This window comes from Nitrosomonas sp. (assembly GCF_019635155.1).
Classification (GTDB): domain Bacteria; phylum Pseudomonadota; class Gammaproteobacteria; order Burkholderiales; family Nitrosomonadaceae; genus Nitrosomonas.
Map to the genome: position 1 here is coordinate 88,559 of NZ_JAHBZY010000006.1, position 16,807 is coordinate 105,365.

Genomic DNA, 16,807 nt, shown 5'->3' on the forward strand with positions numbered 1-16,807 from the left:
ATGCGGGAAGTGGTGCAAAAATATTATAGCGAAACACTGAAAGACAACCGGGATTTGCAGACCAACGCGTGTTGCACCGATGACGCTCTGCCGCATTTTGTTAAACCGTTGCTGGCGCGGGTGCATGTCGAAGTGCGGATGCGCTATTACGGTTGTGGCTTGGTGCTGCCGGAGCTGCTGGAAGGATTGACGATTCTCGATCTAGGTTGCGGTGCGGGACGCGATGTATACGTGCTGTCGCAATTGGTTGGGGAAAAGGGGCAAGTGATCGGGGTGGATATGACCGAAGAGCAATTGGTGATTGCGCACCGGCACGAGAAGTTTCATCAAAAAGCATTCGGTTATAAGCGCGGTAACGTTTGTTTTCTGCATGGCGATATCGAACGCCTGGACGAACTTGAGCTGGCCGATGCCAGTGTGGACTTGATCGTATCGAATTGCGTCATCAATCTGGCAACGGATAAAGCGGCGGTATTGCGCGAAGCGTTCCGGGTGCTGAAGCCGGGCGGTGAATTATATTTTTCCGATGTTTATAGCGACCGCCGTATTCCGGTGGAATTGATGCGCGACCCGGTGTTATATGGCGAATGTCTGAGCGGTGCATTGTACTGGAACGATTTTTTGCAATTGGCGCGCAGCAGTGGTTTTACTGATCCGCGCTTGGTCGATGACCGCCCGATCACGATCGATAATCCGGCACTGATTGAACGGACTGGAAATATCAACTTTTATTCAGCGACTTATCGATTGTTTAAACTGCGGGATCTGGAATTGGCTTGTGAAGATCACGGGCAATCCGTGGTGTATCACGGCACCATTCCGCATCACGCGCATGCTTTCCGGTTGGATAAACATCATCTTATCGAAACCGGTCGACAATTTCCGGTGTGCGGCAATACCTGGCGCATGCTGCACGATACGCGCTTTATTAAGCATTTTGATTTTTACGGAGATTTCGACCGGCATTTTGGTATTTTTCCCGGTTGCGGCATGGGCATCCCATTTAACGAAGCCGTGACGGAAGAACAGAAAGGCGGGTGTTGCTGAATATGGAAGCGACCGATTTTCCGGTTGGCGGCGGTCAGCCTTCGCGTTCCAAGTCCTGGTATGTAACGGCCGATGAAAAGCCGCGCGGTTTTATTCGCGCTCATGTATTGGAAGAACTGTGGTTTCATACCGGTACGGCCTGTAATTTATCGTGCCCTTTTTGCCTGGAGGGCTCCAAGCCCGGCGACGACCGCTTGCAATTGATGCGTTTTGACGATGCCAGGCCTTATATCGACGAAGCTTTGACGCTGGGCATCAGGCAGTTTTCCTTTACCGGCGGCGAACCGTTTGTAAACAAAGATTTGATTCGCATCCTGGATTATGCGCTGCGGCATCGGCCCTGCATGGTATTGACCAACGCCACCGAACCCTTGATAAAGCGCTTGCCGCAATTGCATGCTTTGCTCGAATGTCCGCAACCGTTGCATTTTCGCATCAGTCTCGATCATTTTTTGGCGGAACAGCATGATAAAAATCGCGGGGAAGGAATGTTTTCAATGGCGCTGGATGGATTGAACGCATTGCATGCCATGGGTTTCGGCGTATCGGTCGCGAGTCAGAGGATTGCCGGGATGCCGGCGTCGAAAGTTGCGAAATGTTTTGCGGAGGTTTTTCGCGGCGCCGGTTTGCCGTCGGATCTGCCGCGCATGGAGTTTCCCGAATTTTATCCGCCGGGTATCACGGTCACCGCGCCGCAGATCACCCAAAGTTGCATGGTTGATTACCAGACTGAAAAAACGCGCCGCGGATTTATGTGCGCTTTCAGCCGTATGGTGGTGAAAAACAGCGGGAAATGTAAGGTGTATGCGTGCACGCTGGTCGACGACGATGCCGATTACGCGTTAGGGGAAACACTGGCGCAAAGCCTGCAAGTACCGGTCAGTATGAAACATCACCGCTGCTATAGCTGTTTTCAGTTCGGCGCGACTTGCAGTGAAATGAAACGTTGAATGATGGGACACCGTGGGTGGGCGCTGATTCTTCTGGGCTTACTGACCGGTTTGTTTTTTATTTTCGATGGGGGGCGCTTCTTCACGCTGCAAATGCTTGCAGAACACCGTGAAATCTTGCAGCAGGCGTATCGGGACGATCCGTTTGCGATAATCGGTAGCTTCTCAGTTATCTATATTGCGATGGCGGCCTTGTCGTTTCCCGGAGCAGCGGTGCTGAGTCTGGCCGGTGGCGCCTTGTTCGGCGTATGGATCGGAGTGCCGGTGGTTCTAATCTCGGCCACCATTGGCGCCACATTGGCGTTCTGGATGGCGCGGTATTTGTTGCGCGATGCCGTGCAGCGGCGTTTCGGCGACCGCTTGGCAACGATCAACAAGGGCTTGGAACGCGATGGCATATTCTATTTATTTTCTCTGCGGCTGGCGCCGGTTTTTCCATTCTTTCTGATCAATCTGCTGATGGGGTTGACCGTTTTGCCCAGCATCACTTATTTCTGGGTCAGTTTGATCGGTATGTTCGCCGGAACCGTCGTGTATGTGAATGCGGGTACGCAATTGGCAGCCATCAACCAATTGTCGGATGTGATGTCGCCGATGATGATCATGTCATTTACGTTGCTGGCGTTGTTTCCATGGCTGGCGCGCTGGGGTATCGAGTTGGTTAAAACCCGCCGGTTGTATGCGCGTTGGCCTAAGCCCGTGCAGTTTGACCGGAATTTGGTGGTGATCGGCGCCGGCGCCGCAGGGTTGGTCAGTGCCTATGTTGCCGCTGCGGTGCGCGCCAAGGTGACATTGATCGAACGTCATAAAATGGGTGGCGACTGCCTCAATTACGGTTGCGTGCCGTCTAAAGCGCTGATTCGTACCGCTACATTTCTGCAGCAAGCAAGAAACGCCGCTTCGCTGGGAATTCAACAAGCCGGTATGACTTATGACTTTGCGGAGGTAATGGCGCGGGTGCAACGTGTCGTCAAAACTGTCGAGCCCCATGATTCAGTGGAGCGTTACACTAATCTCGGCGTGGAAGTGTTGCACGGCAATGCAACCATCGTATCGCCGTGGGCGGTGGAAGTGAACGGTCAAACGCTGACCACGCGTGCGATCGTCATTGCTACCGGCGCGCGTCCGCTGGTGCCGGATATTCCCGGGTTGCAAGCCATACGTTACTACACTTCCGATACCATCTGGGCATTGACCGAGCGGCCGCAGCGATTAATCGTACTCGGCGGTGGTCCGGTCGGTTGCGAATTGGCGCAGGCTTTCGCGCGGCTGGACTGCAATGTCACGCAGATTATCCGCAGCGATTTGTTGCCGCGTGAAGATGCCGATGCCGTGGCGCTGGTTAAAACGGCATTACAAGCCGATGGCGTAACTCTGCTGACGCATACCGAGACGGTGTGCTGCGTGCAGCAGGGCGACGAACAATTCTTGACGGTACGCAAGCAAGACGGCGAGGAAATGAAATTGCCGTTTGACGCATTATTGTGCGCGGTTGGCCGGGTTGCGCGTACCGAAGGTTTCGGCCTGGAGCAGCTCGGCATTGCGATTTCCCCACAGCGCACAATCGAAACCAATGGTTGGTTGCAGACTGTTTATCCCAATATTGTCGTATGCGGTGATGCCGCCGGGCCTTACCAGTTCACGCACACCGCCGCGCATCAGGCGTGGTACGCCTCGGTGAATGCGTTGTTCGGTTCGATCAAACGCTTCAAGGTTGATTATTCCGTGATTCCATGGGTGACTTTCACCGATCCGGAAGTCGCACGCGCCGGTTTGTCGGAAAAGGAAGCGCAAGCGCGGCATATTGCCTACGAAGTAACGCATTTTGATCTCTCGGAATTGGATCGCGCCATCGCTGATGAAGCCGCGTATGGTTTTGTCAAAGTACTGACCATACCGGGCAGCGATCGCATTCTCGGTGTCAGTATCGTCAGCAGGCATGCCAGCGATTTACTGGCGGAATTTGTGCTGGCAATGAAGCATGGATTGGGTTTAAACAAGATACTGAGCACCATTCATGCTTATCCGACCTGGCCGGAAGCGAATAAATACGCAGCTGGTGCTTGGAAGCGTGCGCATGCGCCGCAACGGTTGCTGAAATGGCTGGAACGGTATCATGCGCGGCGGCGGGGAAAAGCTGCGATCCCGGTTGATTCTTAGTTTACAAAAATTTCCGATACATTTTCCATCTTGCCATCGACGATCTCGCTGAAGGTCTGCTCGATGCTGGCATTCGGCAGGCGCTTGATCAGCACTTTGTCGCCCATGTTTCCGGATTCTCTGAGTTGCAAGCGATGGCGCGAGTGCTCTTGCATCGGAATGGCGGCGGACGATTGCAGCACAAGTGCTTCGCGTTGCCCCGGCAATGTGACGTTGCCGATGGATTTGAATTGCACGGTGTTATCCAAGTCGGTGATGTAGATTGCGCGTTTGGACAGTTCGCCGAGAATATAATAATTCCAGAACGTCCGGTTGGCGCCGAAACGGATGAAAAATTTACGCGCGGCTTCATCCACTTGATCGGAGCACAATCCTTGCGCATTGGCATCAATATTCATTTGCACGATGAACACCGGCTTTACGAACAGATCTTTACGATCCAGAATGCTTGCCAACGGATCGATCGCCATGTCCATCCATGAATCTTCCGCAACGTTTGTGCCACGATGCAGCAATTGTTTACCTGCTGCATCCGGCGTGATTATCCGGTTATCGAAAAAAAGTATCGATTGATCGGGTGGTGCGCCCGGTACCGTATAGCGCAGGAAGTTGGGGTCCTTGGAAAAAACCTTGAAAGTCAATGTCAGGTTGTCGGCGGCATGAAGGCGCAGAATATCGATAGTGTCATGGTCAAAATAGACCGCTACACCGCTTTCGGAAGATTTGAGCAGCAGACCTGCATTGCGCAGCGACGCGGTGCAGGGGCCGGTGGGAACGAATTCGAGCATTTTGCAGCCGTGACCTGAGAAATAGTCATGTTCAATGGTGATACTGAAGAGCGGACGGTAAGCACCCATAGTCTGATCAATCCATAAATTTTTACGTCACGATTATTTAACCAGCGGTTTCGGTTCGCCAACAACCGCGGTGCGGCCCACGATATCCTCGGCGTCGAAAGCAACCATGCGGACGCGATAGACAATCGAAGGGAGATATTTGCCGCCCAGGGCGCCCCACAAATTGCTTAAGTCCTGAATGGAAAGATTCTCGATATCCAGAATCAGTTTTTCGATACGTGAATCCAGTTCAGGCACCGATTGCTGATTGATCACGTGGTTTTTCTGAAAAAAACTGATGGTGCTGGACAGGAATTTTAATGCTTCAGGATAGTTGTTACCGGTGAAATTGGCCGTCATCATCAAGTAGATGTTGAAATAGAGCGGTAGGCTGTTTTGTACCTCGCGATCGCCGACTTCGTGGAGGTTGACATTGCGGAACGGAACCGCATCCTTCTCGATATTGACCAGAAAAATGACCAGTTTGTTGCTGACATTGGTGGCGACGGTGCCATCCAGTTCCAGCAAATTGGATACCACCACCACATCTTCGTTGAGGTTGTAAATACGGCGAAAGTGTTGATTCAATTGCGTTGCGAGTAGTTGTACGGTGAGGTTGATCATAGAGGAGCGCGGTAATAAGTGAATGGAAAAGGGTTAGCGCCGTTTTCGTCCGAGCATCGAGCCAAGTAAGCCGCGAGTGATTTCACGTGCGATTGATGAGCCGACGGAACGGGCGGCGCTTTTTGCGAATGCGTCGATCATTCCTTCCCGCCGCCCGCCGCGTTTGCCGGTTGATCCCAATAATAGATCGCTCAGATCGGGCCAAAAGGTATTGGTTGCAGAGTTCTTCGAATCCTGCGAATCCGTGGTTCCAGGCGAATCGGCAGCAGGATGCCCGATACCGGCTCGTTTTTGCAACAATTCAAAGGCGCTTTCCCGGTCAACGGCTTGCTCATACACACCGGCTACAAGCGAGGATTGCATCAATTGTACGCGTTCTTGCGTTGAGATGGGACCGATCTGGCTGACAGGCGGCAATATGAAAGCGCGCTGCGTGATAGCCGGTGTGCCGCCGGTATCGAGAAACGAGACTAACGCTTCACCGACGGAGAGTTCCAGAATTGCTTGTTTGATGTTCAAGTGCGGATTGGGCCGCATGGTTTCGGCGATGATAGTGACCGCTTTTTGATCGCGTGGTGTAAATGCACGCAATGCATGCTGGATGCGATTACCGAGTTGCGCCAATATTTTTTGCGGGATATCCAGCGGATTTTGCGTGACGAAATAGATACCGACTCCTTTTGAACGGATCAGGCGTACCACTTGCTCGATTTTTTCCAATAGCGCAGGCGAGGCCATGTTGAAAAGCAGATGCGCTTCGTCAAAGAAGAATACCAACTTGGGTTTGTCGCGATCGCCGCATTCCGGCAGATGATCGTATAACTCGGATAACAACCATAACAGGAAGCAACTGTACAGCCGTGGCGAATTGAGTAATTTTTCAGCGGCCAGGATATTGATGACGCCTTGGCCATCGATGGTTTGCATTAAATCTTCGATAGCGAGCATCGGTTCACCAAAGAATCGATCGCCACCCTGTGCCTCAATTTGCAGCAAGGCTCGCTGGATTGCGCCGATCGAAGCGGGCGAGACATTGCCGTATCGGGTTTTAAACGTATCCGCGTTATCTCCGGCAAACTGAAGCAAGGCGCGCAAATCCTTCAAGTCGAGCAATAACAAGCCTTGATCGTCGGCTACTCTGAAAATCAGCGTCAGAACGCCTTCCTGTGTTTCGTTCAAGTTCAGCAGGCGTGAGAGCAGCAGTGGCCCCATATCGGAAATTGTCGCGCGTAGCGGATGGCCGCTTTCCTGCAGCACATCCCATAATGTTACCGGAAAGCCTTGCCAGCTTGGTTCATCCAGTTGCAATTTTTCCAAGCGCGTTTTCAGTTTGTCAGACAGCACCCCGGGTTTGCTGATGCCTGTCAGGTCGCCTTTAATGTCGGCCATAAAAACCGGTACGCCGATGCTGGAAAAGCTTTCCGCCATTTTTTGCAGCGTCACGGTTTTGCCGGTGCCGGTTGCGCCGGTAATGCAGCCGTGCCGCGTGGCCATCGCGGGTAAAAGTGCTAATTCTGCGGTATTGGTTGCGGCGATGATCAATGAATTTACCATCTCGTCAATTAAAAAATACTGTCTGTCGCGACTAATTGTATGTCAAACTTCAGCAAAGACAATAAAAACATGTCGGTAAATAAATGCTATTTTGTATGTCCGAAAGAATTCTTTGTTCGATGAACAATGCGTCTTGATTAACTGTCGGATTAAAATTTGCGTGAATAAAAAACTGATTTGCGGTGATATTGGCGGCACCAAAACCATTTTGCAATTGGTCGAAATAACCGAAGGCAACGGCCAGGAGCGCTTGATTCAACGCTATCATAGCGCGGACTTTAAAACCTTCTCCGAAATCCTGAAAGACTTTCTGAATCAAGCCGGGATTTCCGGTCAACCCCATGTGGCTTGTTTTGCAGTGGCGGGGCCGATTGTAGAACAGCAGGCGAAACTGACGAATTTGCCGTGGCAGCTTAGCAGTGAGGATCTTTCGTCGGAATTTTCAATTCCCATGGTGAAACTGCTCAACGATTTTGAAGCGGTTGCCGTGGCGATCGAACATATGCCGTCCAGCGATTTGCTGACTTTGCAAGCCGGGCAAGCGCACCCGCGGGCCATGCGCGTTGTGTTGGGTGCGGGAACCGGCATGGGAGTGGCCTGGCTGGCTTGGTTGCATGACCGTTATCACGCACTGCCCACGGAAGCGGGGCATATTGATTTTGCGCCGGTTGATTCGCTGCAGATTCAGTTATTGGAAGCGCTCCACCAGCGATTGAGTCATGTATCGGTTGAGCGGATATTATCCGGATCGGGATTGACAAATATTTTTAAATTTCTGCAAGAAAACGATGCTGAGAATTTTCATTCGAACCCGATCGAACTCGGGGAGGATAGCGGCGCGGCCATTACGTCACTGGCTCTGATTCATCATCATCCGGTGGCGATTCAATCGCTGGAACTGTTTGCTGAGATTTATGGCGCGTATGCCGGTAATCTGGCGCTCGCCGGGTTATGCCGCGGCGGCGTTTATCTTGCCGGCGGAATTGCGCCGAAAATTGCCGACGTGCTGTGTTCGGGCGGTTTTATCAGGGCATTTTGCGCTAAAGGACGATTCTCCGCATTGCTGCGCGAGATTCCGGTGCATATCATCACCAATCCGCAAGCAGGTTTGTCAGGCGCGCAACAAGAAGCGCAGCGCTTGCTTAATCGCGCTGGTTAATCAAGCCGATGGTGGCTTGGTTGCCGATATGCGATAAACTTGACGATTGCCGATCATTATTTTTAGTTTTGGAGAACTCGAATGTTTCCGCGAACTGCTTTTACCGTCACTGTAAATCCTAAGATTCCACCCCGGCTTAAGCGTCTGGAAGAATTGGCCAATAATCTTTGGTATAGCTGGGATCGCGCTACCCGTACACTTTTTTCCCGGCTTGATCCGCATTTATGGGAAGCGGTCGGCCACAATCCCAAAGCGTTTTTGAAACGCGTCGACGAATTCGCTTTGATACGGGCGACCGAAGACCGGGTTTTTCTGGCTTCGTATAACAGTATTCTGTCGACGTATGATTCTTATCATGATACGCCGTCTGTTCAGAATGGCGCCGATGGATTAGGTTCGCAGGATCAAGTTGCTTATTTCTGTTTTGAATTCGGTTTTCACGAAAGCTTGCCCATTTATTCGGGCGGCTTGGGCATATTGGCGGGCGATCACTGTAAGGCCGCGAGCGATTTGCATTTGCCGTTTGTAGCGATCGGCTTACTGTATCGTCAAGGCTATTTCTTCCAAACGATCGATAGCCAGGGAAACCAGCAGGTTACGTATACATTGGCTGATTTTGAGGATCTTCCGGTTAACCCGGTGTTGCATCCGGATGGTTCCAGTGTTCACATCGAAGTACCGTTACCGCATCGCAAGGTGATTGCCAAAATATGGCAAGCAAGGATCGGTCATGTCATGTTGTATCTATTGGATACCGATTTGCCGGAAAACTCGCCGCAGGATCGCTATATCACGCATAACCTGTATGGCGGCGACAAAACGATGCGGATCGAACAAGAGATCATCCTGGGCATGGGAGGCGTGCGGACGCTGCGCGCGCTTGGCATTGAGCCGACGGTATGGCATATCAACGAGGGGCACGCGGCGTTTATGATCCTGGAGCGTATTTATAATCTGGTGCAGCAAGGATTGGATTTTGCCAGTGCTCTGGAAAGCGTGGCGGTTAACACGGTTTTCACCACGCATACCGCCGTGCCTGCCGGACATGACCATTTTAGCCCGGATATGATGCAATCCTATTTCGATAGCTTTTATCGCAGCCTGAATATTTCTTATGATGATTTCATGGCGCTCGGTCATGTGCCTGGAAGCGCCGATTTCAACATGACTGCGTTAGCAATCCACGGCTCGCGAACGCACAATGGTGTCAGCAAAATACACGGGGGCGTATCCGCGGATATTTGCCGGGATTTATGGCCGCAAATTGAGCCGGAAGAAAATCCGATAACTTATGTCACGAATGGCGTGCACGTGCCGACTTTTCTGGCGCAAGAGTGGGCGGATTTGTTTGACCGTTATTTGGGCTATGAATGGCGCAATAAAATGTGCGATACCGAGTACTGGTCGCGGATCGATGCAATTCCCGATCATTTGTTCTGGAGCGTGCGGCAGTCGTTAAAGTCACAAATGTTTTACGGCATCCGCTCGCGCATTACCGATCAGAATACCCGTAACCGCGGATCGGAGGCGCATCTCGACCGGTTGTTGAAATTTGTCGATCCGATTAATCCCAACATACTGACGCTTGGATTCGCCCGCCGTTTTGCAACCTATAAGCGCGCCACGTTATTGTTTGAGAATCTCGATTGGTTACGGAAAATCATTCTCGACCAGGATCGTCCCGTATTGCTGATTTTTGCCGGCAAGGCTCATCCCGCTGACGTGCCGGGGCAGGACCTAATTCGGCGCATTAGCCAGGTTGCCAGTTTTCCGGAGTTTGAAGGACGGCTGCTGTTGATCGAGGGTTACGATTTGCGCTTAGCCCGTCGGCTGGTCGCCGGTGTCGATGTCTGGCTTAACAATCCGATTTATCCGTTGGAAGCAAGCGGTACATCCGGTATGAAAGCAGGGATCAACGGCGCGATTAATTTAAGTGTGCTGGATGGTTGGTGGGGGGAAGGCTACGACGGCAAAAATGGCTGGGCGATCAAGCCGGGTCCTCAAGACATGGAAGGCATTCTGCGGGATAAAGAAGAAAGCCGCGCTTTGTATGAGATTCTGCAAGATCAGGTGATTCCTTTGTATTACAACTACGGTAAGCTGGGTTATTCGCCTGGATGGGTGAAGATGGCGAAGCATTCGATGCTGTCGTTGTTGCCGTGTTATAACGCAACCCGCATGGTAGATGAATATGTCACGAAATTTTATAAGCCCGCCAGTCGTCAAGGTACGTTATATGCCGCTCAGGATTATGCAAACGCGAAGAATATCGCAGCTTGGAAAACTAAAATAAAACAGGGTTGGACCGGAGTTTCTTTGAGACGCTTGGATACGCCTTGTGAGCGCATCTGCTTTGACGAAACTTTGAGTTTCAGGGTAGCCGCGAAATTGAACAATCTGGCTCCCGACGATGTGGTGGTCGAACTGTTGATTTGCCGACGGTTCAAGACAACCCGGTTAAGCAATTTCAAACATTTTCAATTCACCTTTACAGGCATGCTGGATTCCGGCGAACACTTGTTTGAACTCAAGCTAACTCCCGAATTGTGCGGCAAGCAGGAATATTTTATTCGTGTATACCCGTATCATTCGCTGCTGACTCATCCGTTGGAAATGGGTTTAATGGTGTGGCTGTGAATTCCTGGCTTAAGATTAAAGACAAGGAGATGCATTGATGAGCCGTAATCCAGTCGGTTGGTTTGAAATCTATGTGCAGGATATGGTGCGGGCTAAACGATTCTATGAGTCGGTTTTTCAAATCAAGCTCGAGTGCTTACCGACGCCTGCGGATATGTCCGTCGAGCTTTGGAGTTTTCCGATGATCGAAAATGCCATGGGCGCATCCGGTGCATTGGTCAAGATGGCAGATGGACCGTCAGGCGGCAATTGCGTGCTGGTTTATTTTTCGTGCGCCGATTGCGCCATCGAAGCTGCTCGTGTAACTTCTTCGGGCGGGGAAATAGTGCGGGATAAAATGCCGATCGGTCAGTATGGGTTCATCGCGTTGATCCGTGACACCGAAGGCAACATGATCGGTTTGCATTCTATGAAGTAGCTTGTAACAGCGGTCCCGCCGCAAGCAGCGGGTTTGCTATCGCGGGAGAATTCTTATTTGTTGCGGATACCGGCACGATTTTGTTCCAGTGCTTTGACAATCGCTTTGATGTCCGCTTTGCTGACACCCGTTAGCGCGGCTTGTTCGCTAATGATCTGAATGAATCTGGTAATGGTTTGATACTATCCCGGTTCAATCCGAGCTGGTTGTAAACGCATTATTCGCCAAACGCATTCTTAATCCATTCGATTTTTCTGCCATCATCACCCGACAGCAGCAGCGCATCAAACCGGCAAGGAGGTTCACTGTTGATTTGCGCCAGATAATGCCGGGCGGTGCGCAGCAATTTGGCTTGTTTGATTGGTGTGATGCTGGCAGCGGCGCCTCCGAATGCTTCATTCGAGCGCATACGGACTTCGATAAACACCAATGCATCATGGTCGCGCATGATCAGGTCAATTTCTCCAAAGCGGCAGCGGTAATTTTGCGCGAGAAGCACCAGTTGTTGCCGCTGCAAAAAAGCAATGGCGATTTTCTCGGCATCACTGCCTTTCATCTTCGCTGCTATTCCCGGATGTCGTGATGAGCTGCACTTTACCTTGCTTAAATTGCGCCGGGATGGGTTCGCGCACGAATAAATTGGGCGGGTTAAAACGAATGTTCCCGGTTACACCGTCTAATGTAATCTGATTGGCTGAATGTACTTGCAGTAAGTTGATCATTAAACGAAAAGCATCGATACCCAAGGCATAGAGGCGCTCCATTTCAGTACTTCTGGGGTTGCCGGTATGGCGGTAAGCCATTACAGCGGGGTGATCGGGCTGTAACAGCCATGGCATATCGAGAAATCGAATGCCCTCTAAATCGTTATTGAGGAGAAAATTATCGAAACCGGTAAAAATTTGTGAAGTGGCATAGACCGGAGCTTCGGGATCGAGATAAGCGCGGACAATGCGCGATTTTTCCGCATCCAGGGCAAGAAAAACCAATCGCTCTTCTCCAGCGGTTAAGTCTCGTAGCTGCTGCAGAAGCACCGAACTATCGGTATAACGATATGATTGTGCAGTATGGTTGTATTCGTCTTGCCATCGCTGCATGAAAGCATTTTGTAATCGTCCGGATAAGGCGCTGTCATCTCCGATGACGATGGCATGATTTCTGCCGCTTAAGAACGCCAATTCGGCAATTTGATTGGCTTCTGTGTCTGTTTGTAAACCGAAGAGATAAAGATTCTCCGGTAAGGTTAGATGAGTATCAACCGTGTTCAATGTGAGTGTCGGAACCGCCAAAGTTTGGCTGGATGCGATGGCGGAAACACCGTCCCGGGTGAGCGGGCCAACCACGAATACCGCACCGGAAGCGAGCGCATGATGATAATTCATGAGAATATCGAGCGGTTCGTCGCTGGTTGAGTATAACCGGATAGTGAGCGGTAATCCTTGCCCGCGTTGTGCGGCGACTTCAAACCCTTCTTTAACGACATTTGCCGCCCCCGCAAATGCCGGGGATTCCAACGGTAATATCAACGCAATATGGGACACAATCACGGGTCCGGCGGCTATGCCTGACAGCGGTGAGTCTTCTTGATCGGTGGCCAATACTGCCTGGTTGCCGTATATTGCCAGAAGCAATGCCAGGAAAATCGAAAAGAAACGTGCCATGGATGAAAATGATGCTTGAAAAGAGTGCATTATATGTGGTTGCCACCCCAATAGGAAATTTAAGCGATATTAGCTTGCGTGCTTTGGAGGTACTGGCGGGAGTGGATGCAATTGCTGCGGAGCATGTGCAGAATTCCGAGCATTTATTAGCGAAGCATCACATCACAGCAAAATGGATTCGTTTGCATCAGCATAATGAAAGTGCGGTCGCAGAAAAAATATTGTCGCGATTGCAAGCCGGTGGAAGTATCGCATTGGTAACCGACGCCGGCACACCGGCCATTTCCGATCCCGGTGCGATTCTGGTGCAACATGTGCGCGAAGCCGGCCATCGGGTTATTCCGGTTCCGGGCGCCAGTGCGGCCATTTGTGCGCTATCCGCAGCGGGTATTAACAATCCACATTTTTTATTTTACGGTTTTTTGCCGACGAAAACCGGGTTACGCAAACGTGCATTAACCGAAATAAAGTCATATCAATTTACGGTGATATTTTACGAGGCGCCGCATCGTATTCTGGAATGTATAACCGATATGATCGAAATCTTTGATGAAAAGAGGAAAATAACCATAGCCCGGGAACTGACCAAGTTGTTTGAGACAATTTTTTGTGGAACATTGGGAGAGGCACTTGCTTGGCTGCAAGCAGATATAAACCAGCAAAGGGGCGAGTTTGTGTTGCTGTTGTCAGGTGCGGAAATGCTGGAGAAATCCGACATCAGTGAGCATGCCCGACATACCTTGTCATGCTTGCTCGCGGAACTGCCGCTCAAACAATCGGTGAAGCTGGCTGCGGAAATTACCGGTGAAAACAAAAATGCGTTGTATCAATTGGCATTGGATTTAAAATCAACCGGCGAACCTGGGTTTTAGCCTTGCGTACGTTATAATGAAACTGATTAATACTGCTACTGCCCGGAATCGAACTTGACGAATCTTACCATTACCCGGCCCGACGATTGGCACTTACACTTGCGCGACGGTGAGCAAATGCGCGCTGTATTGCCGCATACGGCAAAGCAATTTGCTCGCGCTATTGTCATGCCCAACTTACGGCCGCCAATTGTTTCTGTCGATCAGGCACTGGCGTATCGGCAGCGTATTCTGGCGGCATTGCCCGTTGCATTAGGATCCCGATTTAAACCTTTGATGACGTTGTACCTGACCGACAATACCCCGGTTGCAGAAATTATCCGGGCTAAGGAAAGTGGTGTGGTGCATGCAGTGAAGCTATACCCGGCGGGGGCAACAACGAACTCGGATGCCGGTGTGACTGATATCATTAAATGCAATGCTGTGTTGGAAGCGATGGAAGCACAAGATCTGCCGTTACTGGTGCATGGCGAAGTAACAGATTCCGATGTCGATGTTTTTGACCGCGAGAAAGTTTTTATCGATCGGGTATTGTCGCCGTTGACTCAACGTTTTCCCCGTTTACGTATTGTTTTTGAGCACGTCACTACACACGAGGCGGTTCAATTCGTCGATGAGTCTTCACATCCTATTGCAGCCACGATTACCGCGCATCATCTATTGCTGAACCGTAATGCGATTTTTCAGGGTGGAATTCGTCCGCATCATTATTGTTTGCCGGTACTGAAGCGCGAGATTCATCGCCTTGCTTTGTTGAATGCAGCTACAAGCGGTAGTCCAAAATTTTTCCTGGGCACAGATAGTGCGCCGCACTCGCTGTCGAGTAAAGAGAATGCTTGTGGTTGCGCCGGGATTTTTACCGCGCATGCCGCAATCGAGTTTTATGCAGTGGCATTTGAGCAAGCTGGCGCCTTAGACAGATTGGAATCTTTCGCCAGCTTTCATGGGGCTGATTTTTATCGATTGCCGCGAAATCAAGAGACTATTACTTTGCAGAAAAAACAATGGATAGTCCCGCAGTATTTTGAGTTTGCTGGCGAACGCTTAATACCGCTTTATGCCGGGGAGAATTTAGCCTGGAGAATGGTGTTGTAGCCCCAGTGCTACCAGTGCTTCAATAGCCGATTCCAGCGGTATAACAATTTTGCGAAGCAATTATAAGAAGCTTGAGCTAGTAGCTTTATCACCGGAATTTGTAAAATCTTTGCCAGCCAGCGTTGATTGGGGGATTGCCGCCAAAGATGAATGAACGCGTCTATCCCGATATTAAGTGCACCATTACTGTCTTTAAGGTGTAATCGCTCGCGAATTTGTTCCAGGGAGCTGTCCACTTCCGAGGCAGCTGTTGGGTTGGTATGTATATCAATCCACTCAATATCATCAACCCCGCATTGTTCAAGATGTTGACGCTGACTTTCTATCCCTGCTTTGCAGATAGGGCAGGCGCTGTTGTAATACACTTTTTTGTGCATTTTTTGGATTGTTTCAAATAGCTGAACGGTATCAGTATAACCTGATCCACTAACAACTTGGAGAAGTTGTTGGTTAGGCGTGAGCTATTGGTTTTAATGCAACCTTGTGCGCTGGTTGATGGTGGAGTGTGGTTGACCTGATTGATCTGTATTTTTTCTTTGCCAAAATAATTTATAAACACAGTAGGCTCCAATGAAAAGAGCAATCACTGTCAGGAAGACTGGAGAAGGTGTTGGTATTTCGAGATACCAGTACCACCATTCAAGTGCGGTGATGAGAATAAAAATAGAAGGTGCAATGATTAAAGGAAGAGCGTCACTATCGATAAGCTTGTTGATTTTTTGCTGGATGTATCGTTTACAATTTGGAAGAAAATTGTTTGTTTGCGCTGTATATTTTTTTGATCTCGGTGTGATAATTTTCAGGCGTAATTTTGGCATGGGTGTCTTAGATGATTGAAATAGTTTTTAAAGAATCGGATCAATTGTATTGATCTCTAGCTGCATCAATTATCGGAATTGAGAATTAAAAGTTTATAGTCGGAGATTCTTCAGAGTTAATTCCTGAGTTATCAAAGGTCATGGGTTTTTTTCTTGACATTTCAAATAATCCACAGTTATGAGAAATAACAAAGGCTATTTTCAGTCTTCTGATTTAAGTGAAAGGTGATTATCAACCATATGATATGTATGGAATAATTAATGTGCTAAGTAAATAGTCAATCTAAAAAAGCTTTGTTTATTGGGTGACTTACTGTTTTTATGAAGTAATTATTCACAATGTTATCCACAGATTTTGTGAATAATAAAAAAATACGAATGAAAATAGGATGATAAATTAAGGATTGAGTTACAGATGGATGTTTTTTCGTGTTGAAGGTATTTCGGTAAGATGAAGCCGTATTTTTGAATATTAAACATCACTCATTGATACGATCAATTTTTTAGGGCGATGAGATACAAATAAGTTGAGCGGTATGAAACTTCTGATATTGGGAATTGGTGCCCGGAGCCGGAATCGAACCGGCACGGGCGTATTAGGCCCGAGGGATTTTAAGTCCCTTGTGTCTACCAATTTCACCACCCGGGCAAAGAATGGAGGCGGGGGTCGGAATCGAACCGGCGTAGACGGCTTTGCAGGCCGCTGCATGACCACTCTGCCACCCCGCCATTTTGCATAGCTTATTAAATTTTTGTAGCTCTAAAGAAAAATCTATAGAGTCTATGCGGTTTCCGACAAAACTATCTTACAAGATTACAAGAACCATTTTCTCTATGGAAAATGGAGCGGGAAACGAGGCTCGAACTCGCGACCCCAACCTTGGCAAGGTTGTGCTCTACCACTGAGCTATTCCCGCATGATGGAGTTACTGAAAGATCTATGTCACTTCAGAAACAAAGGGTGGATTATAGAGAT

At 49.7% G+C, this 16,807-nt stretch carries 15 protein-coding genes and 3 tRNA genes; 8 read left to right on the forward strand and 10 right to left on the reverse strand.

What is annotated here, in order from left to right; all coding sequences use genetic code 11:
- The 3 genes from KF839_RS05915 to KF839_RS05925 are packed head-to-tail and all read left to right on the forward strand — an operon-like array spanning nt 1 to nt 4,157.
- Nucleotides 1–1,047 carry a methyltransferase domain-containing protein gene (locus KF839_RS05915; RefSeq protein ID WP_292916914.1) on the forward strand — a complete coding sequence of 349 codons (1,047 nt, stop codon included), beginning with the start codon at nt 1–3 and terminating at the stop codon, nt 1,045–1,047.
- 2 nt (nt 1,048–1,049) lie between these two features.
- Nucleotides 1,050–1,997, forward strand: a complete 948-nt coding sequence (locus tag KF839_RS05920) for a radical SAM protein (RefSeq protein ID WP_292916915.1) — start codon at nt 1,050–1,052, stop codon at nt 1,995–1,997.
- Nucleotides 1,998–4,157, forward strand: coding sequence for an FAD-dependent oxidoreductase (locus KF839_RS05925; RefSeq protein ID WP_292916916.1), 2,160 nt, complete (start codon nt 1,998–2,000; stop codon nt 4,155–4,157).
- Here KF839_RS05925 and KF839_RS05930 read toward each other — a convergent pair.
- The 3 genes from KF839_RS05930 to KF839_RS05940 are packed head-to-tail and all read right to left on the reverse strand — an operon-like array spanning nt 4,154 to nt 7,171.
- Nucleotides 4,154–5,014: a hypothetical protein gene (locus KF839_RS05930; RefSeq protein ID WP_292916917.1), complete on the reverse strand. Its 861-nt coding sequence runs from the start codon at nt 5,012–5,014 to the stop codon at nt 4,154–4,156. The two genes, KF839_RS05925 and KF839_RS05930, sit on opposite strands and share 4 nt — an antisense overlap.
- Before the next feature lie 33 nt (nt 5,015–5,047).
- Entirely contained in the window at nt 5,048–5,617 is a 570-nt protein-coding gene (locus KF839_RS05935; RefSeq protein WP_292916918.1) for a Pvc16 family protein, read from the reverse strand.
- Between the two features lie 33 nt (nt 5,618–5,650).
- Complete coding sequence (locus tag KF839_RS05940) at nt 5,651–7,171, reverse strand: helicase HerA-like domain-containing protein (RefSeq protein WP_292916919.1); 1,521 nt, start codon at nt 7,169–7,171, stop codon at nt 5,651–5,653.
- A 160-nt stretch (nt 7,172–7,331) separates the two neighbouring features.
- Here KF839_RS05940 and KF839_RS05945 point away from each other — a divergent pair, with 160 nt between their 5' ends.
- The 3 genes from KF839_RS05945 (at nt 7,332) to KF839_RS05955 (ending at nt 11,385) form a co-directional block, all read left to right on the forward strand.
- Nucleotides 7,332–8,330 carry a glucokinase gene (locus KF839_RS05945; protein ID WP_292916920.1) on the forward strand — a complete coding sequence of 333 codons (999 nt, stop codon included), beginning with the start codon at nt 7,332–7,334 and terminating at the stop codon, nt 8,328–8,330.
- 81 nt (nt 8,331–8,411) lie between these two features.
- Complete coding sequence (gene glgP / locus KF839_RS05950) at nt 8,412–10,967, forward strand: alpha-glucan family phosphorylase (protein ID WP_292916921.1); 2,556 nt, start codon at nt 8,412–8,414, stop codon at nt 10,965–10,967.
- Nucleotides 10,968–11,004: 37 nt separating this feature from the next.
- Nucleotides 11,005–11,385: a VOC family protein gene (locus KF839_RS05955; RefSeq protein ID WP_292916922.1), complete on the forward strand. Its 381-nt coding sequence runs from the start codon at nt 11,005–11,007 to the stop codon at nt 11,383–11,385.
- 217 nt (nt 11,386–11,602) lie between these two features.
- Here KF839_RS05955 and KF839_RS05960 read toward each other — a convergent pair whose 3' ends face one another.
- Nucleotides 11,603–11,941 carry a YraN family protein gene (locus KF839_RS05960; protein WP_292916923.1) on the reverse strand — a complete coding sequence of 113 codons (339 nt, stop codon included), beginning with the start codon at nt 11,939–11,941 and terminating at the stop codon, nt 11,603–11,605.
- Entirely contained in the window at nt 11,928–13,046 is a 1,119-nt protein-coding gene (locus KF839_RS05965) for a penicillin-binding protein activator (RefSeq protein WP_292916924.1), read from the reverse strand. Before KF839_RS05965 ends, KF839_RS05960 begins: the two co-directional genes overlap by 14 nt.
- Nucleotides 13,047–13,057: 11 nt before the next feature.
- Between KF839_RS05965 and rsmI the strand changes: the two genes are divergently transcribed.
- Both rsmI and pyrC read left to right on the forward strand, forming a co-directional pair.
- A complete protein-coding gene (rsmI, locus tag KF839_RS05970; RefSeq protein ID WP_292916975.1) occupies nt 13,058–13,918 on the forward strand; it encodes a 16S rRNA (cytidine(1402)-2'-O)-methyltransferase in 861 nt (286 codons plus the stop codon).
- A gap of 54 nt (nt 13,919–13,972) precedes the next feature.
- Nucleotides 13,973–15,013 carry a dihydroorotase gene (gene pyrC, locus KF839_RS05975; protein ID WP_292916925.1) on the forward strand — a complete coding sequence of 347 codons (1,041 nt, stop codon included), beginning with the start codon at nt 13,973–13,975 and terminating at the stop codon, nt 15,011–15,013.
- An 8-nt stretch (nt 15,014–15,021) separates the two neighbouring features.
- Here pyrC and KF839_RS05980 read toward each other — a convergent pair whose 3' ends face one another.
- The 5 genes from KF839_RS05980 to KF839_RS06000 all read right to left on the reverse strand — a co-directional run bounded on the left by KF839_RS05980 (nt 15,022) and on the right by KF839_RS06000 (nt 16,748).
- Nucleotides 15,022–15,390, reverse strand: coding sequence for a thiol-disulfide oxidoreductase DCC family protein (locus tag KF839_RS05980; RefSeq protein WP_292916926.1), 369 nt, complete (start codon nt 15,388–15,390; stop codon nt 15,022–15,024).
- A gap of 93 nt (nt 15,391–15,483) precedes the next feature.
- Nucleotides 15,484–15,831, reverse strand: coding sequence for a hypothetical protein (locus KF839_RS05985; RefSeq protein WP_292916927.1), 348 nt, complete (start codon nt 15,829–15,831; stop codon nt 15,484–15,486).
- Between the two features lie 559 nt (nt 15,832–16,390).
- Nucleotides 16,391–16,480 (reverse strand) — tRNA-Leu (locus KF839_RS05990).
- A 6-nt stretch (nt 16,481–16,486) separates the two neighbouring features.
- Nucleotides 16,487–16,560: transfer RNA gene (locus tag KF839_RS05995), tRNA-Cys, on the reverse strand.
- Between the two features lie 113 nt (nt 16,561–16,673).
- Nucleotides 16,674–16,748 (reverse strand) — tRNA-Gly (locus tag KF839_RS06000).
- Nucleotides 16,749–16,807 lie beyond the last annotated feature (59 nt).